We start from the raw sequence: 22631 nt of genomic DNA, 5'->3' as shown, positions 1-22631 counted from the left end.
TTTTCATACAACAGGGATAAGAAATAAGTTAACAATAAAAAGTATTGCAAGAAAGCAAAAAGCAGGGATAAATCCCTGCTTTGCAACAAAAAATAATGCCGGTATTATTAATACAATAACCTCGTCTTAATCGTATGCTCCACTTCCTTCAACAGCGCCAGCGCTTCCTGGGATAACCTGGTGTCTACATCCAGCACCACATACCCGATCTGGTCGTTGGTTTTCAGGTACTGCCCCAGGATATTGATCTTGTTGGCAGATAAAGCCGTATTGATAGCAGACAATACCCCCGGTACGTTCTGGTGGATGTGCAGGATGCGGTGCGTGTTCTCAATAGGCGGCACGCTGATGGCCGGAACAGTATGGGAACCAAAGCTGGCGCCTTTTTCCAGGTAGTTGAGCATTTTGCTGCTCACATCCAGCCCGATATTGTGTTGCGCTTCTTCCGTACTACCACCAATATGCGGCGTAAGGATCACGTTGGATAATTTCTGCAATGGCGTGCTGAAAGCGGCGCCGTTCTTTTCAGGTTCTACCGGGAATACATCGATAGCCGCACCGGAAAGACGGCCGCTTTCCAGTGCTTCTTTCAGCGCTTCCAGGTCTACCACCTCACCGCGGGCATAGTTGATAAAGATAGCGCCGGGCTTTGCATCCGCCAGCACTTCTTTAGTGATCATATTCGCGGTGGTTTTGCTGGAAGGTACATGCAGGGAAATAATATCTGCTTTATTAAAAAGTTCTTTCAGGGTGCGTTGTTGTTCCGCATTACCAAGCGGCAGTTTGGTTTCCGAATCGTAATAAATTACGTTCATACCCATTCCTTCCGCCAATACGCTCACCTGGCTGCCAATGTTACCATATCCTACTATACCCAGTGTTTTACCCCTGAGCTCATAGCTGCCGGTAGCTTCTTTCATCCAGATGCCGTTATGCGCGGCATTGTTCTTATCCACGATGCGGCGGATGAGAATAATGGACAACCCTATTACCAGCTCAGCCACTGAACGGGTATTGGAATAAGGCGCATTAAAAACAGTTACACCATGCTCGGTAGCAGCCTTCAGGTCAACCTGGTTGGTACCGATACAAAAACAGCCAATAGCCTGCAGTTTCCTGGCCGATTCCAGTACCTTGCGCGTTACTTTGGTTTTGGATCGGATGCCCAGGAGATGAACGTCCTTGATTTCATTGATCAGATCTTCTTCATTCAACGCGCCGGTAAGTTTGCGCACCTGGTACCCTGCCGTGGTAAATTCCGCCACCGCAGCATCGCTGATGTTTTCTAATAGTAAAATGCTGATCTTCTCTTTCGGATAACTTGTCGACTTTTGCTGGTCCATAATATTATACTAAGTTATATGTGTATCTGTATGTTGCAATTGGCTTAATAATTGCTGATAGCGGGGAAACAGGGCACAAACCTACTCGAAGTTGAGGAATATTCAAATAGCAGGGTAATCAAATTCGATTACATCAAAAAAACGTGGAATTCAGGAACATTTTTTTAATTTTTTTTCACTTTTTTGCTTAAAAACGAATTAAAAGAATTGGAAATCACCGTTTTTATTTGGCAGTCTTTTACTTTGAGTCTAAATTTAGCGCTTTGTATTTTTTGGGTCTAAAATTGAATTAAGCAAGTAGTCATACTCCTCTAATGAAGCGATTGAAAGCAGTAAGTATTATCTTAACTATATCGGGAATTGCAATTATCTCCAGCTGCCAGAGCAATGCAGCAAGAAGGGAAGAAAGCAGAAGAAAAGCAACATCGGATTCGGTACGTTTTACAGCAGGACTATCAGCGGCGGAAAAGGAAGCCATCCTGAAATCGCCGCGCACCATACAGATGCAACATGAACTGGAAGCATTTTATAATGGTAAACTGCTTCGTACAGGGTTTAACGGCGCCATGATAGTGGCCAGGAAAGGGGTCGTCATCTTTGAAAAATATCATGGCTATGAAAACTCCCGGACTAAAACGCCGGTGATGGACAGCTCCTCCTTTCAGCTGGCCTCTGTTACCAAAACCTTTACAGGCGCCGCAGTGATGTGGCTGGTACAAAATGAAAAGCTCAGCCTGGAAGATTCCCTGCAAAAATTCTTTCCCGCATTTCCTTATAAAGGGATCAATGTACGCATGCTCCTGAATCACCGCAGCGGCCTGCCTAATTACCTTTATTTCTGCGACAGCCTGTGGAAAGATGAATCCAGGTTTATTACCAACGAGGAGGTGATCAAATTAATGGAGCAGCATAAGCCGCCAATGCAACACCTGCCAAATACTCATTTCCAGTATTGTAATACCAACTATATGTTGCTCGCTTCTATTATTGAAAAAGTAAGCGGGCAGAAATATGCCGACTTCATGCAGCAAACTATTTTTGAGCCGCTGCGGATGACCAGCACTTTTGTATACGACCCCTCCTCTGCTGCGCGTGCGCACCAAACGCAAAGCCACAAGTACAACGGACAGTTTGAGCCTGATACTTACTTCGATGGCGTAATGGGCGACAAAGGTATTTACAGCAGCGCTGAGGACATGCTCAAATGGGATCAGGCGCTTTACTCAGGTCAGTTCCTGAACGATGCCACGCTGAAGGCTGCCTACACCCCTTACAGTAACGAGAAACCAGGAGTCCGTAACTACGGCCTGGGATGGAGGCTCATGGTATACCCCGACAGCACAAAAAATATCATTTACCACAACGGCTGGTGGCATGGTAATAATACGGTGTTCTATCGTTTCATACAGGATTCTACCACGTTGATCATCTTAGGAAATAAATATAACCGCGGTATTTACCAGGCAGTAAAACCAATACGTGATATCATAGGTCACGGTGATGGTGAAGAAGCGGGAGAAGAATAAAACAGTTATTCATCTTACAAAAAAAAACAGCATCGCTATATAAGTGATGCTGTTTTTTTTGTAAGATGAATAATTATCCGTGCTTACGGTTGGGTAAAACGTTATCCCGGGTCCATACTATTTCGCCGGTAAATACATGACTTCTCACCGGGCATGCCGCTTTCAGACAGTAATGGCAACAGGACGGGATACACGGATCCATATGAATAAAAAACTCTACTTCACTGCTGGGAAATCCTTCATTAACCAGCTTCTCTATCTTCTTCATTTCATCATGCGCATCGTTCAGTTCCAGGTAATACGGCAGGGTTACATGGCAATCGATATGATAGTTATTTCCATATTGCTGTACGCGCATATTATGCACATCGATCCAGTTCTCCCTGCGATGGGCAGATAAAATTGTGATCACCTTATCTACGATCTTCATGTCCGTTTCATCCATCAAACCGGAGATGGAACGGCGCATGAGCTGGTAGCCTTTTGCGAGGATCAGTATGCCCATCACCAGTGATACCGCGGGATCCAGCCAGGTCCAGCCTGTAAAGTGAATGATGAGCAAAGCCGCTATCAACCCTGCGCTGCTGTATACATCGGTCATAATATGCTGCCCGTTCCCGGAAATGGTAATGGAAGAAAGCCGCCGGCCGGAGCCTACAAGATATAACCCCAGCAGCAGATTAGCCACTGTAGTGGCGCCCAGCACCCACAAACCGTTTTCTATCTGGTGCAGTTCCCTCGGCAGGATAAAATACTGGATCGCCTTCACCAGGATCAGTATGCCTGCAATAAAGATCATAGCGCCTTCAAAGCCGATGGAAAAAAACTCCACCTTTCCATGTCCGTACGGATGGTTCGCATCTTTAGGCTTACCGGCCAGGTAAATACTATAACAGGCAAAACCGCCGGCCACCACGTTAATAATGGATTCCAGGGCATCGGAAAGGATAGCCACTGAATGGGTCATAAAGTAGGCAGAGAACTTTGCCGCAGTCAGGATAAAACTAACGATCAGCGACACGAGTATAACGCGCAGTTCTTTTCTTAGCAATGGTTCAGTTTTGTGTAATGGTAAAGGGCAAAGGTAAAGGATTATTGGCGTTTGAAAACCACCCCGGTATTAATAATAACATAACATAAGTCATGCTGATAAAGCAGTTGCAGCTGTTACATTTGCGATAAACCACGAAAAACTGTACTAACCCTTATAAACATACGAAAATGACCGGTAGTGAAAACCATGTCCAAACTGTTGTCAATAAAATTTTTGACCTGTATAATACTTATGGCCAGGAAGAATATGGCGAACAGGTAACGATGCTGATGCACATGATGCAGGCCGCGCTCATAGCAGAAAGCACAGGCTTTGATGATGAAATGATCATTGCGGCTTTCCTGCACGACATTGGCCATTTCTTTGAAAACTCCCCCCAGATGAACGGGCTTGGCGCACAGGCACATGATGACCTTGGCAGCGCTTTCCTGCTGGAATGCGGTTTTCCCGAAAGAATGGCCCGGCTGGTAGGCAGTCATGTTGCCGCCAAACGTTACCTCACGTGGTCCGACAGCGCCTATTATGATACGCTTTCCGAAGCCAGTAAACAAACCCTGGAATACCAGGGTGGGCCCATGAGTGAAGCAGAAGCGCTGGCTTTCCGCAACGATCCTCTTTTTCATCAGTATATACAGATCAGGATCTGGGACGATATGGGGAAGGAAACAGATATACCGGTAAAACAGGAAGACGTAGACCGGATGCGGGAGAGAATGCGGGCTTACCTGCTGGCCAACACTGCAGCCGGCGATAATTAACGGGCCAGGGCTGAATTGCGGGTCTATGCACCTATGCGCTGAAATCTTACAGGAACAATCACAGGCGCAATCGTTGCTACATAAATGAAAAGCAGCGCAACAGGATACCAGATCCTGTTGTGCTGCTTTTTTAATGTGATATAACTATCGGTTACGCGTTGGTATCTCCTGCATCTGCAGCCGGAGGTGTAACGGGCGCCTTTGTTTCTCTCGGTTCTCTTGGTTCCCTTGGCTCCTTCGGTTCCTTTTCTTTCTTCTTCGCTGCTTTAGGCGCAAAGATGGCGATCATACGCTTACCTTCCATGGTAGGCATACTTTCCAGTCCGCCTACTTCTGCCAGCCTTTCAGCAAACTTCAGGAGGATCAGTTCACCACGTTCCTTAAACATGATAGCACGGCCTTTAAACTGTACATAGGTTTTTACCTTGTTACCGTCTTTCAGGAAGCTTTCAGCATGTTTAGCTTTAAAATCGAAGTCGTGGTCGTCGGTGTTAGGCGTAAAGCGAATTTCTTTCACTTCACTTTTATGCGCCTTCGCCTTCATTTCCTTTTCCTTCTTCTTCTTTTCGTAAAGGAATTTATTGTAGTCGATGATACGACAAACGGGGGGCACGGCATTCGGGGAAATTTCCACCAGGTCTAAACCTTGTTCCTCTGCCAGGCGTAATGCCTCCTCTGTTTTGTAGACACCTACCTCAATATTATCACCTACAAGCCTTACCTCAGGAACGCGTATCATCCTGTTGGTGCGATGTTCTTGTTGTTGTTCCCTGCGGAAGTTGGGGTTTCTTCCCCGGTTGTTGCCGCCAAAACTTGGTCTGGGTCTTTGTTGCATTAAAAAAAATAAAATTAATTAATTAATTGTCCTTTTAGTCCATGGTCCACATATCGTCCATGGACCAAAAACAATCTTTACAAAAATACGGGGAAAATCATAGCAATTAACATACCTTAATCAAGTAATGTTCATTGTTTTATATACCTTTTTTCCACATTTGTGCGATGTTATTCAATTGGCTTCCGGTTGGCCACCTCTTCGTTGATCATAGTGATAAACTGTGCGGCCGGCATAGTTCCCAGGTCACCTTTTGACTGGCGGCGAACGGCTACTACTTCATCAGCAGCTTCTTTTTCACCGAGTACGAGCATGTACGGAATTTTGGCCAGCTCTGCTTCCCGGATCTTTTTACCGATCTTTTCGCTCCTGTCATCTATTTCAGCGCGAATTTCCGCTTTTTTCAGCAATTCTGCTACTTTTTCTGCATAGGCCTGGCTTTTATCGCTGATAGGCAGGATTTTCACCTGTGTAGGCGCTAACCACAGCGGGAATTTACCTGCGCAGTGCTCAATCAGCACAGCGATAAATCTTTCCAGTGAGCCAAACGGTGCGCGGTGAATCATTACCGGGCGGTGTTTCTGGTTATCTGCTCCGATGTACTCCAGGTCAAAGCGCTCCGGCAGGTTGTAATCCACCTGGATAGTACCCAGTTGCCACTTACGGCCCAGTGCATCCTTTACCATGAAGTCGAGCTTAGGACCATAAAACGCGGCTTCGTCGTATTCCACCACGGTATTCAGTCCCTTTTCGGCGGCCGACTCAATGATCGCTTTCTCCGCCAGTTCCCAGTTCTCTTCACTACCCATGTATTTGCTGCGGTCTGTTTTATGACGCAGGGAAATTTGTGCAGTATATTCTGTAAAGCTTAAACTGTTGAATACATACATCACCAGGTCTATCACTTTCTGAAACTCTTCTTTTACCTGGTCAGGGCGGCAGAAAAGGTGCGCGTCGTCCTGGGTAAATCCTCTTACGCGGGTAAGCCCATGCAGCTCTCCATGCTGCTCATAGCGGTATACGGTACCAAATTCAGCGAAGCGTACCGGTAAGTCCTTGTACGACTTTGGCGATACCTTATACAGTTCGCAGTGATGGGGGCAGTTCATGGGTTTCAGCATAAACTCCTCGCCTTCTTCCGGCGTGTGTATAGGCTGAAAGCTGTCTTTCCCGTATTTCTCATAGTGACCGGAAGTCACATACAGGTTTTTATTCCCGATATGCGGTGTTACCACCGGCAGGTAACCGCTGGCTACCTGCGCTTCCTGGAGGAAACGTTGCAGGCGTTCGCGCAGCATAGCGCCTTTGGGCAGCCACATAGGCAATCCAAGCCCTACTTTTTCAGAGAAGGCAAACAGTTCCAGTTCCTTACCCAGCTTACGGTGATCCCGTTTTTTGGCTTCCTCTATCAGGGCCAGGTATTCGTCCAGCTCTTTCTGATTAGGGAAGGTGATACCGTAAATACGGGTAAGCATCTTATTTTTTTCACTGCCGCGCCAGTAAGCGCCTGCAATGCTGGTAAGCTTGATGGACTTAATAAAGCCGGTGTTGGGAATATGCGGCCCGCGGCAAAGATCTGTGAACCCGCCCTGGGTGTAGAAAGTAATACTTCCATCCGGCAATTCATTGATCGTTTCTATTTTGTACGGATCTCCCTTCTCTGTAAAATAAGCCAGTGCATCCGCCTTGCTTATTTCTTTACGCACGTACTCACTGTTGTGTTTGGACAACTCCACCATTTTCGCTTCTATCGCTTTCAGATCATCTTCAGAGATGGTACGGTCGCCCAGGTCAATATCGTAATAGAATCCGTTTTCAATAGAGGGGCCATAGCCGAGCTTTACACCGGGGTACAAGGCTTCCAGCGCTTCTGCCATCAGGTGCGCAGAAGAATGCCACATGGTTGCCTTACCGTCCTTATCCACCCAGGTCAGCAGCTGCAGCGTGCTATCCGTCAAAATCGGGCGTGTAGCATCCACTACCTGCCCATTAACATTTGCAGCCAATACTTTGCGTGCCAATCCCTCGCTGATGGATTTGGCGATCTCCAATGCAGTTACTCCTGGTTCATACTGACGAACTGCGCCATCCGGAAAAGTGATATTTATCATACGTTTTGCTGTTAGCGCCATACTTTTTCGTATGGGCTATATTTCCTTTATAAAATGTTTGCGAAGTTAAGAAATAGTTTGTTAGCTTTTAGATAACCATATGATTGAACTTAAGGATTTTAAAAATAAATATTATTACAGCGGTGTGAGCACAGTCGATGGAACAGAGGAATTTCACATTTATATTATTAAAATATTACAAAGCACCACAAACCATGTATTGCCGGCGTTGTATCTATGTTACAAACCGATAATGACAGGAACCTTACCCTTTTCCCCCGCAGGCTGCCGGGAAATAAAAGGAAAATCAATTACAGGTAAGCCTTATCTTATAAATTGTATGTTATATACGGCGCAGATAAGGCTTATGTAAGGATTATATATAGGTAAACAGAGAGTCGCCATACTATAAAGCATACACTGCATACAATCATCTGACCAGGTTCCATTGCGTTTATATTCTCGAAATGTTATTCTGCGTATAGCAATAATAACCGCCATCAGCATTTGATATATTCAAAAGAAAAATATGTAATGATCTCAATATTTAAGTAAAGAATAAATTAAATTTATCCTGTAATATAAAACCATGATATATGACAATCGGAAATTTAAGACTGTATGACATCTTCCGGACGGACCTGCATTTGCCAGACGCCAAAGCCATGGAATTGGTAAACGCGATGGATGAGCATTATGAAAGGAAATCTTTTGCAAAAACTGATCACCTGGCTACCAAAACGGAGTTAACAGCTGCTAAGTCGGAACTAAAAGAAGACATTGGCAAGGTTAGAGCAGAACTAAAAGAAGACATCAGCAAGGTTAGAGTAGAACTAAAAGAAGACATCAGCAAAGTAAGATCGGAATTAAAACAAGACATTAGCAACGTAAGGTCGGAACTAAAAGAAGAGATCAGCAAGGTAAGGGTGGAATTGAAAGTGGAAATGAAGGATACAGAAAACAGGCTGATGAAGCATATGCATTCAGTTACTATTATCCAGTACATTCTCCTGATTGGCTCCATAGCAGCCCTGCTCAGGTACGCAGGCATCCTAAAATAATCTCCCCCTATCACCCCATGTTAATCCCGTCAGAATTTAAAGTTATACGTCACAGACGGCAACACCGGAAACAACGATACCTGCTTCGCACTTACCTTCAACGTTCCATCAATTGCGCTTCCCTCCTGGTCGAAATAAATAAAATAAGGATTTTTCCTGCTGTAAACATTGTATACTGAAAACGTCCAGCTGCCTTTTACACGCTTATTGGGCTTCTTAGACACAGGCGTATAAATAGCCGAAAAATCCATCCGGTGATAGGCACCCATCCTGTATGAATTGATGCTGCCAAAGCCCTGCACCAGCGTGCCTTCTATAAAATAAAACTTCTCCGGCAGCGTGGTCGTGTTTCCCGTACCGTAAATAAACACACCGGATACCGTCCAGCGCTTGTTCAGCTCATAGGTGCCCACCAGCGCCAGGTCATGACGGCGGTCGTATTTAGCCGGGTAACGCTTCCCATCGTTCAACGCCGGGAACTCCCGCCAGGTCCACGCCAGGGTATAACCCAGCCAGCCTGTAAACCGTCCTTTCCTTTTGTTCACAAATAACTCCCATCCGTATGCCTCTCCCTTTCCGAATACAAAGTCCTGCTCCGGGTCATTAAAGGTAGGCGTATACCCTTCCTTGTATTCAATCTGGTGTTGCAGGCTCTTATAATATACCTCTGCCGACGCCTCATACACATTGTTACCGAAATTACGGAAATACCCGGCTGAGTACTGCCACGAGATCTGCGGCTGCACCAGGTAAGTACTGGGTACCCAAACATCTGTAGGCAGCGTGGTGCCGGCGTTGGATACCAGGTGAATAAACTGGTAGTTACGGGTTACGGAAGCCTTTACCGAGCTGATATCATTCCACGACCAACGGAGGATAAACCTGGGCTCAAAGCCACCATGGCGCGATATGGGCTGCCAGCGCCGGTACATGGTGCTGTCTGTTTTATTGCCCGCTGCATCCCGGTAATAACGGGTATAGGGCCCTATCTGCATAAACCCGCTGTAACGCAGACCTACATTCAGCTGCAGCCGGGGAGATATTTCCCAGTCGTCCATTACGTATAATGCCGCTTCATGAGCATATTTCTTAAACACATTCTCCGGGGAAAACCTGGTGGAATCCTGCTGCCCGCTGATGGTAGACGGTGTAAACGTGTGATAGATATAATTCCCTCCAAAACGGATATGATGCTTTACATGCACGTAGTAGTCGAAATCAGTTTTCAGGTTCATATCACTGATACCGGATGATAACCGGATGTCAAAATTATTCTGCAACGCGCTGAACTGGAATTTATAATCATTGTAGATCAGGGAAGTATTGGCAAACAGTTTCCGGTTAAATACATGATTCCATCGCAAAGTGGCCGTGGTATTGCCCCAGGGGATCTTCACATCAAAGGAGCGATCCTGGTTATTAAAGCTGAACACATCTTTCCCTAAATAACCACTCAGGTAAATACGGTCCTTATCTGAAAAAATATAATTCATCTTCACATTCAGATCATAGAAATAATAACCCGAACCCCTATACGAAGTATTATTTATGAAAGGCCTGGTTATAACGTCAATGTATGTACGCCGGCCGCTTACAATAAAAGAGGCCTTATCTTTTTTCAGTGGTCCCTGGAAAGATAAACGCGAGGAAATAAGACCGATCCCTCCTTCTCCCTGGAAATTTTTATTGTTTCCTTCTTTCATGGCAATATCCGCTACAGACGACAAGCGTCCGCCGTAATTGGCCGGCATACCGCCTTTTATGAGCGTGGTGCCGCGGATTGCATCGGCATTGAACACAGAGAAAAAACCAAAGAGATGCCCGGTATTGTACACCGGCGCTTCATCCAGCAGGATGAGGTTCTGATCAGCGCCACCGCCCCTTACATAAAAACCGGCGTTTCCTTCGCCTGCGGCCTGTACCCCTGGCATCAGCTGCAGGGCTTTCAACACATCCACCTCTCCCATCAGCGCCGGCAGTTTCTTTACCTCCATGGCGGTAAGCTCCACTCTTCCCATGTCGGTATTTTTCACGTTGGCATCCTTTCGTTTATCGCTGATCACAACTTCCTTCGCCTGGTAAGAACGGGGGTATAACTGCAGGTGCTGCGTGGTATTGGCATCAAGATTCAGCGCCAGGGCTTTTGATTCATAACCAAGAAAAGAATACAGCAGGATATAATTGCCGGCAGGCAGGGTAATGGAGTAAAAACCATAGTTGTTGGTATGCACTCCATTCGTGGAATGCAGGACCTGCACAGTCGCGCCGGGAAGGGACTCCCCGTTGGTACTGTCCTTAATAAAACCGCTTACGGTAAATTGCTGTCCCGCTGCCTCGTTGAAGAAACATAGCAAAAAGAAGAGCCATAAAAAGGAAGCATATCGTGTGAACATACCGTTGGATCAGGTGCAGCAAAAGCAAGTTACGATTTACTACGCATGATCCAACGATAAGTTATTACTTGTAAATCAGGCTGTCTTTTGTTTCACCGCAGGTGAGCATCTTATGACCAAAGTATGGGTTCTGAATATCCGCTTTATCGCTGAGCCAGTAAGCGCCTTTATCATCAAATGCCATCGGGCAATACTGGTGATAAATAGTATGACCCTTTAAACCGGTGTTCTTTACAAGATCAAACAGCATATCGGATACCATCTGGAAAGAAGCTCTTTTACCTTCCAGCTGTGATTCGCCGGCCAGCCCCACCAGTTCAGCGCTCACGCTGCCGGTGATACCGGTAATGTTGGCCAAGTGGCTGCTATCCATTTGCAGAAGATTCACCGGCAGGCTGTCTATATGCCCTTTAAGCGCCGCGGCAGCTGTGTTGGCAGCGCTACTATCGGCTTGCACCAGCGCATCAGACAACTTATAATATGATTGCATGGTGGCGCCAAGTGAGTCGTAAAACACCTGACTGTAAGGAGCCTGCAATGCTTCTGAAACGGTGCCGGCGGCTTCCTTCTGCTCCGGCGCCTGCTGGTTACAGGCAAACAGGGCTATGCCTATTGTTAACAGACCTGCCGGCATGCATACTTTAAAATTCATAATCTTACACTTTGCAACAAAACTAAATAAAATGACCGGATTGTTTGCCGGGAGGATTGAATTTGAGTAGGTTAAAGTCCGCATTTTTCCTTAACTTTGCACGTTTTTTATCCAATTTTTTGATTTTTATGTTGATCGCATTACAGGACATTACGTTTGAGTTTGGATCCAGGGTTATCCTGGAAAATTCCTCCTGGCATATAGAACCGGGCGACCGGGTTGGGCTTATTGGGTTGAATGGTACCGGTAAATCTACCCTGTTGCGCATTATCAACGGAGAATATTCCGTTTCCAAAGGAAGTGTGAATAAAAGCAAAAGCCTGACGATCGGCTTCTTTAATCAGGACCTCCTGAGTTTTGAAACTGAAGAATCCATTCTTACCGTAGGCATGATGGCCTTTGGCAAAGCGCTGGAACTGGAGAAGGATATTGAGCGTATAACCAGGGAGCTGGAAGACAGCCAGACGGATGAACTGTTGCATGAATTCAGTGATAAGCTGCATGAATTTGAAGCCCTCGATGGCTACAACATGAAACACAAAACGGCCCAGGTACTGGAAGGCCTCGGCTTTACCACCGCCGACCTGGACCGCCCCTACAGCCAGTTTTCGGGTGGATGGCGCATGCGCGTGCTCCTGGCGCGCCTCATCCTGCAGCAACCGGATGTACTGATGCTCGATGAGCCCACGAACCACCTGGATCTTCCCTCCATCGAATGGCTGGAAAGGTACCTGATAGGATACAACGGCGCTGTGATCATCGTATCGCACGACCGCTTCTTCCTGGATCGCATGGTAAATAAGATCGTGGAAGTATACCAGCAGCAGCTGCACCACTACGCCGGTTCTTACGCCGATTATGAAGTGGAAAAGGAACTGCGCCGCGAAATGCAGCAACGCGCTTACGAAAACCAGCAGGATTACATCCGCCAGCAGGAGCGCTTTATTGAGCGCTTTAAAGCAAAAGCGTCCAAAGCTGCACAGGCGCAGAGTATTGCAAAAAGGCTGGATAAACTGGAACGCGTAGAGCAAACAGATAACGGTCCGTCTAAAATAAAAATAAACTTCACGGTAGATAAAACACCCGGCAAGATCTTATGTACGTTGAATAACGTGAGTAAAAGCTATGGCAACATCCAGATCCTGAAAAACACCAGTGCTGAGATCAACCGGGGCGATAAAATTGCCCTCATCGGCGCCAATGGTAAGGGTAAATCTACCCTCCTGCGGATCATTTTCGGGATGGAGCCCATGGAAGGCGAACGCATACCCGGTCATAACGTGGTAACCAGCTTCTACGCACAGCACCAGCTGGAATCCCTGGACCTGAACAGCGAAATACTGGACGAGCTGAAGAACTTCGGCAGCGGCCGTACAGAGCTGGAATTACGCCAGCTACTGGGTTGCTTCCTCTTTACCGGCGATGATGTGTTTAAGAAGATCAAGATCCTGTCCGGAGGTGAAAAAGCACGCGTAGCGCTGGCAAAAACCATTATCAGCCAGGCCAACTTCCTCATGCTGGATGAGCCCACGAACCACCTGGACATGAACTCCGTGCAGATGCTGATAGATGCCCTTAACAAGTACGATGGCAGCCTGGTGCTGGTATCGCACGACCGTTACTTCGTGAGCCAGACCGCTAATAAGATCTGGGAAATTGTAGATGGCGAAATCAAGGAATTCAAAGGCACCTACAACGAATACGAAGAGTGGAAAAAGAGAATGGCTGCCCAGCAACAGCACAACAATACCAAAGCCGGTAACAGTAACGCAGATACGAAAAAAGAAAGCAAGCAGCAGCAAACTGCTCCTGCTGCCGAAGCAGGTAAAGGCGCCATCAATAAAGACGTACAGCGCGAATTACAGAAACAGCAGAAACAGTTTTCACAGGTAGAAGGCCAGGTGGCCAGCCTGAAGGAACGTAAGGCCAGTCTTGAAGCCAGCCTGGGTTCCCCTGAAATCTACAACGATAAAGCTAAATTTGCCCAGGTAGAAAGCGAATACCAGGATGTTCAGAAATACCTGGACAGGGCCAATCAGCAATACGAGCAATTATTTGAAAAAATAATGCAGCTGGAAGCGAACCTTATCAGCTAGTAATTTTGTTATACAGGTATCTTACGGGATACCTGTATAATACCATTAAAACCCTTTCTGAAGTATGCAAAAAATACTGGTAGTTGAAGACGAAGTTAAAGTAGCCAATGCCGTTAAGAAAGGGCTGGAAGAAAACGGCTTTGATGTGGATGTGGCCTACGACGGGCGTATTGGCAAAGGATTAGCCACCAGCAATGATTACGACCTGGTGATCCTGGATCTCAATCTCCCCCATAACAACGGCTATGAACTTTGTGAGGTGATCCGTCACAAAAACAACCGCGTTCCGGTAATTATGCTTACTGCCCTCGGCGGCATGGAAGACAAAATGCAGGCCTTTGAACTGGGCGCAGACGACTACCTCGTAAAACCTTTCGACTTCCGGGAACTGCTGGCGCGCATCCGTGTATTCCTCAAAAGGGCCGGTTCCGATGCCACACATGGCACCCAATACAAAATTGTGATCGCCGACCTGGAAATAGACCGGGAAAAGAAAGACGTAACACGCGGCGGCAAAAAGATTGCCCTCACCGCCAAGGAATACCAGCTGCTGGAATTCCTTGCCATGCATAAAGGCAAAGTCATCTCCAAAATCACCATCGCGGAAAAAGTATGGGATATCGACTTCGATACCGGTACCAATGTAATTGAAGTGTACATGAACTTCCTCCGTAAAAAAATAGACAAGGATTTCGAACAGAAACTCCTGCACACAAAAACAGGCATGGGATATTATCTTTCTGAAGAATAACACGCCCGGTTGAAGATCAAATATAAAATAGCGCTTTATTATACCCTGTCGGCCACGCTGATGCTCGTTGCATTTGCCGTGCTGGCCTATTATTTCTCCGCCAAATCACGGAAAGCCGAATACCTGGAGCGCCTGGAATACCGCGCCCGCTCCATCGCCAACGTGATCATTGAAGATGGCAACGTGAAGGTGGACCTGTTGCGGAAACTGGACCGCACCACTTTCCAGGATCTCTATAAAGAAACCATCCTGGTATATAATCCCGCTTACGACCTGCTGTACAGCAACCTGAAAGATACTACCATCCGTACCCACCCCAGGTTACTCGACTATATCAAAGAAAATAAGGTATACAGCGCCGATAAAGGCAACGATGAAGTGGTTGGTGTGTATTATACAGAAGGGAATGTATCGGTGATCGTTATTGTATCCTCCTTTGATAAGTATGGTTTTCAAAACCTACGGAACCTCAGCCAGATCCTGCTACTGGAGCTGATCACCGCGGTGATAGTACTGGTAGGCGTTGGTTATTTCTTTGCCCGTAAAATGGTACAGCCTATCGATCAGCTGGTGCAGCAGGTAGACAGTATCAATGCCAATAACATGCAGGATACACAGGTAGCGGTGAAGGGAAAAGATGAAATTGCCAAACTGGGCGCCAATTTCAATACCATGCTGCAGCGCCTCAGCGAATCCTTTCACCTGCAGAAAAGCTTTGTAAGTAATGCCTCCCACGAGTTGCGCACTCCCCTTGCAGCCATCATCAGCCAGTTGCAGGTGGCGTTATCTAAAGACCGCAGCAAGGAAGAATACCTGGCGCTGCTTACCTCAGTGCTGGAAGATGCAGAAAACCTTTCTGATCTGTCTAACGGCCTGTTACAACTTGCCCAGTCGGAAATGCGGCAACAGGAATTTGTATTGAGTAATGTAAGGATAGATGAATTATTAATGGAGATGACCACCCTGATCCGGCTGAAACAAAAAACCGTCAGCAAAGTGGAGATCCATTTTATGAAAGTACCCGACAACGACGAGCTGGTTACCTGCTATGGTAATGAAAATTTACTGAAGGTACTTTTCCTTAACCTGATTGATAATGCCTGTAAGTTTTCCGATAATAATACCGCGCATGTATCGATAGATTTCTTTACGCAATACATCCTCGTACAGGTAAAAGACTCCGGGATCGGTATTCCCCCGGACGATATCAGCAAAATATTTGAGCCGTTTTACCGCGGCCAGAACGCCCTCCAGATCCGCGGCCATGGCCTCGGTTTATCTATCTGCAAAAAAATTGTACAGATACACAACGGCCATATCACCGTTACTTCCAATCCCCGGGAAGGCACCACTTTCACGGTGATCCTGCCGCACATATAAGTTTCTTTTAAGTTTTTTTTAATCTTCCTTAAAGGCCGCTTTAATTCCCCTTTCTGAGCTTTGTATCATGAAATCTGGCATTATGCGAACTATCAGGATGCTGTTCCTAACAGCTTGTGTTTCCAGCCTGGGATTTATTCAATATTCACAGGCACAGGTTACTTCCCAACCTGCCACACTGCAGCAGGTGGAAGATTCTTTCCTTGTAAAAAATTATTTATTACTGGCGCAACGCTACCAGGTAGATGCTTCCAAAGCGCTGGTACGACAGGCAAAAATGTGGAACAATCCTTCCTTCAGCACCGTGCTGGGATTTGGAAGTACCAATAATTTCAAGCCGTTTAATATAGGCGCCGGCGGCGAAACGCAGTATAATATAGATCAGCTGATCCAACTGGCGGGCAAAAGGAATAAGACCATACAACTGGCCGCAGCAGCCGCCAAAATGAGCGAAGCAAACTTTGATGAACTGGTGCGCACCCTTCGCTTACAACTCCGGGAAAACTTCTACAATATATACTACCAGCAACAGATTGAAACCGTGTTAAAAGAACAGCTGGATAACCTGCAGAAAATTGTGGATGCCTATGTAACAGCTGACAAGAAAGGAAGCGTGGCCCATGCAGACCTGGTAAGGTTGCAGGCACTACAGGTAGGTATTGAAAACGACTTTGCCGACCTGAAACAACAGGAATTGGAATCACAGAAGAACCTGCAGCAACTGTTACATACCAGTGTTTTTTATGAAGCCCGGCTGCAACCAGCAGACCTGGCTTCATATAACCTGGATAAGATACAGCTGCAACCGCTGCTCGACAGCGTAGCACAGAACCGGCCGGATGTAAGAATAGCCGATATGCAATACCAGACCGCGCAACTCAACTACCGCCTTCAAAAATCACTGGCTGTACCGGACCTTCACGTAGGCGCCACCTATGATAAACAAGGCAGCTATACGCCTAATTTCGTAGGACTTACACTGGGCATTGATCTGCCCACCTGGAACCGCAACCAGGGCAATATACGCGCAGCACAACTCCAGATCGGATCTGAACAACAACAACTGCTACAGCAACAATCCATCGCACAGTCGGAAGTACTGAATGCCTACCAGCGGATAGTAACACTGGAAAAACGTTACAAAAGCTTTGACCTGCACCAGTTCCAGGGTGAGTTTGACACCCTGATAGATGAAGTAGCTAAAAACTTCAGCAAGGGAAACATCTCTCTGCTCCAGTTCATCGATTACTTCAACAGTTACAGCGACAACGCTAAAAATATCAATAAGTTTTTATCCAACCGGGTAAATGCCTACGAAGAACTCAACTATGCAACAGGACAAGAATTATTTAAAAACTAAGCGCATGAAACAGCCTATCCTCATTATTGGCTTTTCGCTGCTGGCAACTATTCTGTGGAGTGGTTGTAAACACAGCCAGGCAGAAGATCAGGAAAAAACCACCTTCGTTCTCAGCGATACCATGCTGAAAAATATCCGTATCGATACTGCGCACCTGCAGCCGGTAATGAACGAAGTTCGTTTATCCGGTAAGGTTACTCCCAACGGCGGTAAGGTACTGAAGGTGTATCCGCTGGTAAGTGGTTATGTGGAAGATATAAAAGTACAGCTGGGCGATTATGTCCAGAAAGGCCAGGTGCTGGCGGTTATACATAGTGCTGAAATCGCCGACTATGAAAAGCAGTTGGCGCAGGCACAGTCGGACCGCAACGTGGCAGACAAAAACCTCAAAGTAGCACAGGACCTGTTCGAGAGCCGTTTGAATACAGATAAGGATGTAGTGAATGCCAAAGGAGAAGTACAGAAATCCAACGCTGAAATTAACCGTCTCAACGACCTGTTTAAAATATACCGTAAAGGTAAAGGCGCTACCTACCTGGTAACCGCTCCTATTTCCGGTTATATCATTGAGAAGAATATCAATAATAACATGGAGATCCGTACGGATAACAGCACCAATATTTTCACCATTTCAGAACTGGATGATGTATGGGTAATGGCCAATGTTTTTGAAACAGATATTGCCCGTATCAAGGAAGGCTATGAAGCAGACGTGGTAACCGTAAGCTATCCCGATCAACCCTTCCGTGGTAAGATTGACAAGATCTACAACTTCCTCGATCCCGCTACCAAAACCATGCAGGTAAGGATCAGCATCGATAATAAGAACATGCTGCTGAAGCCGGAAATGTTTGCTACCGTGTATGTGAAGTACCAGGATAACGATCAGAAAATAGCAGTGCCTTCCGCCGCCGTCATCTTCGATAACAGCAAAAACTATGTGCTGGTATTTAAAGACAAATTTAATATAGCCGTACGTGAAGTAGAGGTTGATAAAACCGCCGGGGATATGACCTATATTTCTTCCGGCCTGGCGGCAAACGAGAAAGTGATCTCCAAAAACCAATTGCTCATCTATGATGCACTTAAAGATTAAACGCGTCATGAAGCAACTGCTTTCCATAGGAGCACTTACACTTGGCTGTACCCGTCTGGCGGCGCAGGAAAAGAGAACGGATAGCATTATCCCCTACTCTTTCCATTTCCAGCAAACACTGGTAACGCAGTGGCACCCGGACTTTTCCGCCAGGTATTCAGGCGTCAACAGTTTCCGTACGCATGAAAACGGCGCTACTTCCATTACCAGTACCATATACGCCGGTATCCGCCCGTGGAAGAACCTGGAGTTATATGTGAACCCTGAGCTGGCCGGTGGAGAAGGTTTGAGTCATGCTACCGGTATTGCGGGGTTTCCCAATGGAGAAACCTTCCGCGTTGGCGACCCTAAACCGAAAATTTATCTGGCCCGCGCATATGGCGTGTATACGTTACCGTTAACATCCACTACAGAAGCGGATGCCGACGATCTTAACAATGTAGGCGGCACTACCCCTGCTAAATACCTGCGTTTCATTGGCGGTAAATATTGCCTGGCTGATTTCTTTGACCAGAACGATTACAGCCATGATCCCCGCACCCAGTTTATGAACTGGGCACTGATGAGCAATGCTGCGTGGGATTATCCTGCAGATGTACGGGGCTATACCATGGCGCTGACCATTCAGTACCAGGCGAACAACTGGCTGTTGCAGGCTGCCACCTCTCTGGAACCTGAAGTGGCCAATGGTCCAAAGCTGAACTATCATTACGGCCAATCCAACGGCGAAGTGGTGGAAGTAACGCACACGCATACACTGAATAAACATGAAGGGGCAGTACGGCTGATGGCTTTCATTAACCAGGCGCCCATGGGCAATTATAACGAAGCCGTAAGCACAGCCAAAGATACGCCGGACATCAGTGGGGTAAGACGGAACGGGCATACCAAATATGGCTTCGGCATCAATATAAACCAGGCGCTGACAGGCAGCGGCGGCGCCTTCCTCAAAGCATCCTGGAACGATGGCCATAATGAAACCTGGGCTTATACGGAAATTGACCGCTCTGTTAGTGCCGGATGGTTACAGAACGGCCAGGGCTGGCACCGTGCGCAGGATAATGCCGGCGCAGCATTCGTGGTGAACGGGTTGTCCGGCGATCATAGAAACTACCTTGCTGAAGGCGGCTCAGGTTTTATGATTGGCGACGGACAACTAAACTATGCCCCTGAAATAATTGCTGAAGTATTCTATCAATGTAACATCACCAGGCTACATATAGCTTTAAGCCCTGATTACCAGTTTGTGATGCATCCCGCTTATAACAGGGACCGCGGACCGGTGAGTATTCTCGGGTTAAGGACCAGGGTAGCATTCTAAAGAACAGGAGTTATGAATAAATTCATTAGAAATATTGTAGCTTTTTCGCTGAGGAACAAATTGTTTGTTTTTATCAGTGTGGCCACGCTGATCGCAGCAGGCGTATTTTCCTTCGTACATACGCCCATTGAGGCTTTCCCCGATGTTACCAACACGCAGATAGTGATTGTAACCAAATGGAACGGCCGTAGTGCACAGGAAGTGGAGCGCTTTGTAACGCTGCCTATAGAAGTATCTATGAATGCCGTGCAGAAAAAGACCAGTGTACGCTCTGTTACCATGTTTGGCTTGTCGGTAGTAAAGATCATGTTTGATGATGATGTGGAAGATTTCTTCGCCCGTCAGCAGGTGAACAATATGTTGCAGAGCATTAGTCTGCCCGAAGGCGCAGAACCGGAAGTGCAGCCGCCCTACGGCCCTACCGGTGAGATATTCCGTTACTACCTGAAAAGCAGTAAACGGGATTCACGCGATCTGCTCACCTGGCAGAACTGGGTCATAGACCGGCAGATCCGCAGCGTGCCCGGCGTAGCTGATGTGGTGGCCTTTGGCGGACAGGAAAAGATCTACGAAATTTCTGCAGACCCTGTACGGTTAGCCAAATACGATATTACCCCGCTGGAACTATACCAGGCGGTTACCAAAAGCAATGTGAACGTAGGTGGTGATGTGATTGAGAAGAACGGGCAGGCATACGTGGTTCGTGGGATCGGCCTGCTGAACAGTATCCCCGATATCAATAACATCATTGTTCAGAATATCAATGGCGTGCCCCTGCTGGTGAAGGACCTGGCCAATGTGCACGAGGCATCCGCCCCGCGCGTGGGACAGGTGGGTATAGACAACAACGACGACCTGGTGGAAGGCATTGTGGTGATGCGTAAAGGGGAAAATCCCACAGAAGTATTGGCCCGCCTGAAAGACAAGCTGAAGGAGCTGAATGAAACCATCCTGCCGGATGATATCAAAATGGAGACGTTTTATGACCGTGATAACCTGATGGCCTTCTGTACCCATACGGTGATGCACAACCTGGCAGAAGGTATCATCTTCGTAACCGTGATCGTGTTCCTGTTCATGGCCGACTGGCGCACTACCGTGATCGTATCCATCATTATCCCGCTGGCACTGCTGTTTGCCTTCATGTGCCTGCGCTTAAAAGGTATGAGCGCCAACCTGCTGTCGATGGGGGCGATCGACTTCGGTATCATCATAGACGGGGCCGTGGTAATGGTAGAGGGCATCTTCGTAATGCTTGACCATAAAGCCCACCAATTTGGCATGGAGCGGTTCAACAAAATGGCGAAGCTGGGATGGATCAAACAAACCGGTGGAGAACTGGCAAAGGCCATCTTCTTTTCCAAACTCATTATTATCATCTCCCTGATTCCCATTTTCTCTTTCCAGAAAGTAGAAGGCAAAATGTTCTCACCACTGGCCTGGACACTGGGATTTGCATTACTGGGCGCCTTGTTGTTTACCCTCACACTGGTGCCGGTTCTATGTTCTATTCTGCTGAACAGGAATGTGAAAGAGAAGAATAACCCGCTGGTGAATTTCTTTGACCGCTTTGTAATGAAGGGTTTCAGCTGGACTTACCGGAACAAGCGTCTCAGTCTTACGCTGGCACTGGCTTTCATGCTGCTTACGTTTGTGTCTGCGAAATTCCTGGGAACAGAGTTCCTGCCGCAGCTGAATGAAGGCTCCCTGTGGGTGACCACGGAGTTGCCCATGAGTATGTCGCTTACCGAAAGCACCAAAATGGCGCATGATATCCGGCAGGACCTTGGTGGTTTCCCGGAAGTAAAAAGAGTATTGTCGCAGGTAGGCCGTTCCAACGACGGTACCGATCCCAACGGCTTTTACTTTGTGCAGTACCAGGTAGACCTGGCGCCGAAAGAAGAATGGAAACGGAAGATCACGCAGGATGAGCTGATTGCGCAGATGGAAGCCCGTTTGAAAAAATACCCGGGCATTATTCTCAACTTCTCCCAGCCTATCAGCGACAACGTTTCTGAAGCGGTGGCCGGCTTCAAAGCAGCCAACGGGGTGAAGATCTTTGGCGATGACCTGGTGAAACTGGAATCGCTTTCCCAACAGGTAATGGCGCAATTGAAAACGGTGCAGGGCATTAAAGATCTTGGTGTGATCCGGAATATTGGTCAGCCTGAAATGAGCATCAATCTTGACGATAACAAGATGGCCCAGTATGGCGTAGCCACCGGTGATGCGCAGGCCGTGATTGAAATGGCCATTGGCGGTAAAACCGCCACCCAGCTGTATGAAGGCGAGAAGAAATTTGATATCCGCATCCGCTATGACGAGAACTACCGTAAAACAGAAGACGATCTCGCCAACCTGATGGTGCCTACTATCAACAATAATAAAATACCGCTGAAAGAAATTGCGGAGATCAAAACCATTACGGGACCGGCGTTCATTTACCGGGATAACAACAAACGTTTTATAGGCGTGAAGTTCTCCGTGCGCGACCGCGACCTGGGCAGCACCATTGCTGAAGCGCAAGCGAAGATCAACCGGGTGGTAAAACTGCCCAAAGGCTACAGCATTGGCTGGACCGGTGAATTTGAAAACCAGGTACGCGCCACACAACGCCTCGGACAGGTAGTGCCTATCAGCATCATCGCCATTTTCATGGTATTGTTTATTATGCTGGGCAGTGTAAAAGATGCAGGACTGGTGCTGATGAATGTGCCCTTTGCATTGATAGGTGGTATCCTGGCATTGCATGTTACCAATATGAACTTCGGGATCTCCGCTGGCGTGGGTTTCATCGCGTTATTTGGTATCTGTATCCAGAACGGCGTGATCCTCATTTCTGTATTCCATAAGAACCTGGAGGCAAAGCTATCGCTGAATGAATCCATCAGGCT

At 47.0% G+C, this 22631-nt stretch carries 16 protein-coding genes; 10 read left to right on the top strand and 6 right to left on the bottom strand.

Features of this window, described 5'->3' with window-relative positions:
* Positions 1-107: 107 nt before the first annotated feature.
* Entirely contained in the window at positions 108-1343 is a 1236-nt protein-coding gene (gene serA, locus VIM72_RS15680) for a phosphoglycerate dehydrogenase (protein WP_332003770.1), read from the bottom strand.
* 314 nt (positions 1344-1657) lie between these two features.
* Between serA and VIM72_RS15675 the strand changes: the two genes are divergently transcribed.
* A complete protein-coding gene (locus tag VIM72_RS15675) occupies positions 1658-2869 on the top strand; it encodes a serine hydrolase domain-containing protein (RefSeq protein ID WP_332003769.1) in 1212 nt (403 codons plus the stop codon).
* 73 nt (positions 2870-2942) lie between these two features.
* Here the strand turns inward: VIM72_RS15675 and VIM72_RS15670 are convergent, their stop codons facing one another.
* Positions 2943-3920 carry a cation diffusion facilitator family transporter gene (locus VIM72_RS15670; protein ID WP_332003768.1) on the bottom strand — a complete coding sequence of 326 codons (978 nt, stop codon included), beginning with the start codon at positions 3918-3920 and terminating at the stop codon, positions 2943-2945.
* A gap of 170 nt (positions 3921-4090) precedes the next feature.
* On the opposite strand from VIM72_RS15670, the gene VIM72_RS15665 reads away from it, so the two are divergent.
* Positions 4091-4681, top strand: a complete 591-nt coding sequence (locus tag VIM72_RS15665; protein WP_332003767.1) for an HDIG domain-containing metalloprotein — start codon at positions 4091-4093, stop codon at positions 4679-4681.
* A 151-nt stretch (positions 4682-4832) separates the two neighbouring features.
* Here the strand turns inward: VIM72_RS15665 and infC are convergent, their stop codons facing one another.
* Positions 4833-5516, bottom strand: coding sequence for a translation initiation factor IF-3 (gene infC, locus VIM72_RS15660; protein WP_332003766.1), 684 nt, complete (start codon positions 5514-5516; stop codon positions 4833-4835).
* A gap of 170 nt (positions 5517-5686) precedes the next feature.
* On the bottom strand, positions 5687-7627 hold the full coding sequence (gene thrS / locus VIM72_RS15655) for a threonine--tRNA ligase (protein WP_332003765.1): 1941 nt from the start codon (positions 7625-7627) through the stop codon (positions 5687-5689).
* Between the two features lie 596 nt (positions 7628-8223).
* Here thrS and VIM72_RS15650 point away from each other — a divergent pair.
* Positions 8224-8688 carry a hypothetical protein gene (locus VIM72_RS15650; protein WP_332003764.1) on the top strand — a complete coding sequence of 155 codons (465 nt, stop codon included), beginning with the start codon at positions 8224-8226 and terminating at the stop codon, positions 8686-8688.
* 29 nt (positions 8689-8717) lie between these two features.
* On the opposite strand, the gene VIM72_RS15645 is transcribed toward VIM72_RS15650, so the two are convergent.
* Both VIM72_RS15645 and VIM72_RS15640 read right to left on the bottom strand, forming a co-directional pair.
* Positions 8718-11081: a TonB-dependent receptor gene (locus VIM72_RS15645; protein ID WP_332003763.1), complete on the bottom strand. Its 2364-nt coding sequence runs from the start codon at positions 11079-11081 to the stop codon at positions 8718-8720.
* Positions 11082-11145: 64 nt separating this feature from the next.
* Positions 11146-11733 carry a DUF3347 domain-containing protein gene (locus VIM72_RS15640; RefSeq protein ID WP_332003762.1) on the bottom strand — a complete coding sequence of 196 codons (588 nt, stop codon included), beginning with the start codon at positions 11731-11733 and terminating at the stop codon, positions 11146-11148.
* Positions 11734-11861: 128 nt separating this feature from the next.
* Between VIM72_RS15640 and VIM72_RS15635 the strand changes: the two genes are divergently transcribed.
* The 7 genes from VIM72_RS15635 to VIM72_RS15605 form a co-directional block, all read left to right on the top strand.
* Positions 11862-13829, top strand: coding sequence for an ABC-F family ATP-binding cassette domain-containing protein (locus VIM72_RS15635; protein ID WP_332003761.1), 1968 nt, complete (start codon positions 11862-11864; stop codon positions 13827-13829).
* 64 nt (positions 13830-13893) lie between these two features.
* The gene (locus VIM72_RS15630) at positions 13894-14580 is read left to right on the top strand and encodes a response regulator transcription factor (RefSeq protein WP_325638137.1); all 687 of its coding nucleotides are present in this window, start codon (positions 13894-13896) and stop codon (positions 14578-14580) included.
* Positions 14581-14589: 9 nt separating this feature from the next.
* The gene (locus VIM72_RS15625; protein ID WP_332003760.1) at positions 14590-15960 is read left to right on the top strand and encodes a HAMP domain-containing sensor histidine kinase; all 1371 of its coding nucleotides are present in this window, start codon (positions 14590-14592) and stop codon (positions 15958-15960) included.
* An 82-nt stretch (positions 15961-16042) separates the two neighbouring features.
* Positions 16043-17320 (top strand): TolC family protein, encoded by a 1278-nt coding sequence (locus VIM72_RS15620; protein ID WP_332003759.1) that lies wholly within the window; start codon positions 16043-16045, stop codon positions 17318-17320.
* A gap of 4 nt (positions 17321-17324) precedes the next feature.
* Positions 17325-18416, top strand: a complete 1092-nt coding sequence (locus tag VIM72_RS15615) for an efflux RND transporter periplasmic adaptor subunit (protein WP_209857674.1) — start codon at positions 17325-17327, stop codon at positions 18414-18416.
* A 7-nt stretch (positions 18417-18423) separates the two neighbouring features.
* On the top strand, positions 18424-19737 hold the full coding sequence (locus VIM72_RS15610; protein ID WP_332003758.1) for a carbohydrate porin: 1314 nt from the start codon (positions 18424-18426) through the stop codon (positions 19735-19737).
* 12 nt (positions 19738-19749) lie between these two features.
* On the top strand, positions 19750-22631 hold a 2882-nt coding region (locus VIM72_RS15605; RefSeq protein WP_332003757.1), incomplete at its 3' end, for a CusA/CzcA family heavy metal efflux RND transporter.

This window comes from Chitinophaga sp. (assembly GCF_036569185.1).
GTDB lineage: Bacteria > Bacteroidota > Bacteroidia > Chitinophagales > Chitinophagaceae > Chitinophaga.
This window is presented reverse-complemented; position numbering and strand designations above follow the sequence as displayed.

Bases quoted from the DNA above. Each gene is read 5' to 3' on its own strand.
- serA (WP_332003770.1), bottom strand. From the start codon at position 1,343: ATGGACCAGCAAAAGTCGACAAGTTATCCGAAAGAGAAGATCAGCATT.
- VIM72_RS15675 (WP_332003769.1), top strand. From the start codon at position 1,658: ATGAAGCGATTGAAAGCAGTAAGTATTATCTTAACTATATCGGGAATT.
- VIM72_RS15665 (WP_332003767.1), top strand. From the start codon at position 4,091: ATGACCGGTAGTGAAAACCATGTCCAAACTGTTGTCAATAAAATTTTT.
- infC (WP_332003766.1), bottom strand. From the start codon at position 5,516: ATGCAACAAAGACCCAGACCAAGTTTTGGCGGCAACAACCGGGGAAGA.
- thrS (WP_332003765.1), bottom strand. From the start codon at position 7,627: ATGATAAATATCACTTTTCCGGATGGCGCAGTTCGTCAGTATGAACCA.
- VIM72_RS15650 (WP_332003764.1), top strand. From the start codon at position 8,224: ATGACAATCGGAAATTTAAGACTGTATGACATCTTCCGGACGGACCTG.
- VIM72_RS15645 (WP_332003763.1), bottom strand. From the start codon at position 11,081: ATGTTCACACGATATGCTTCCTTTTTATGGCTCTTCTTTTTGCTATGT.
- VIM72_RS15640 (WP_332003762.1), bottom strand. From the start codon at position 11,733: ATGAATTTTAAAGTATGCATGCCGGCAGGTCTGTTAACAATAGGCATA.
- VIM72_RS15635 (WP_332003761.1), top strand. From the start codon at position 11,862: ATGTTGATCGCATTACAGGACATTACGTTTGAGTTTGGATCCAGGGTT.
- VIM72_RS15630 (WP_325638137.1), top strand. From the start codon at position 13,894: ATGCAAAAAATACTGGTAGTTGAAGACGAAGTTAAAGTAGCCAATGCC.
- VIM72_RS15620 (WP_332003759.1), top strand. From the start codon at position 16,043: ATGCGAACTATCAGGATGCTGTTCCTAACAGCTTGTGTTTCCAGCCTG.
- VIM72_RS15615 (WP_209857674.1), top strand. From the start codon at position 17,325: ATGAAACAGCCTATCCTCATTATTGGCTTTTCGCTGCTGGCAACTATT.
- VIM72_RS15610 (WP_332003758.1), top strand. From the start codon at position 18,424: ATGAAGCAACTGCTTTCCATAGGAGCACTTACACTTGGCTGTACCCGT.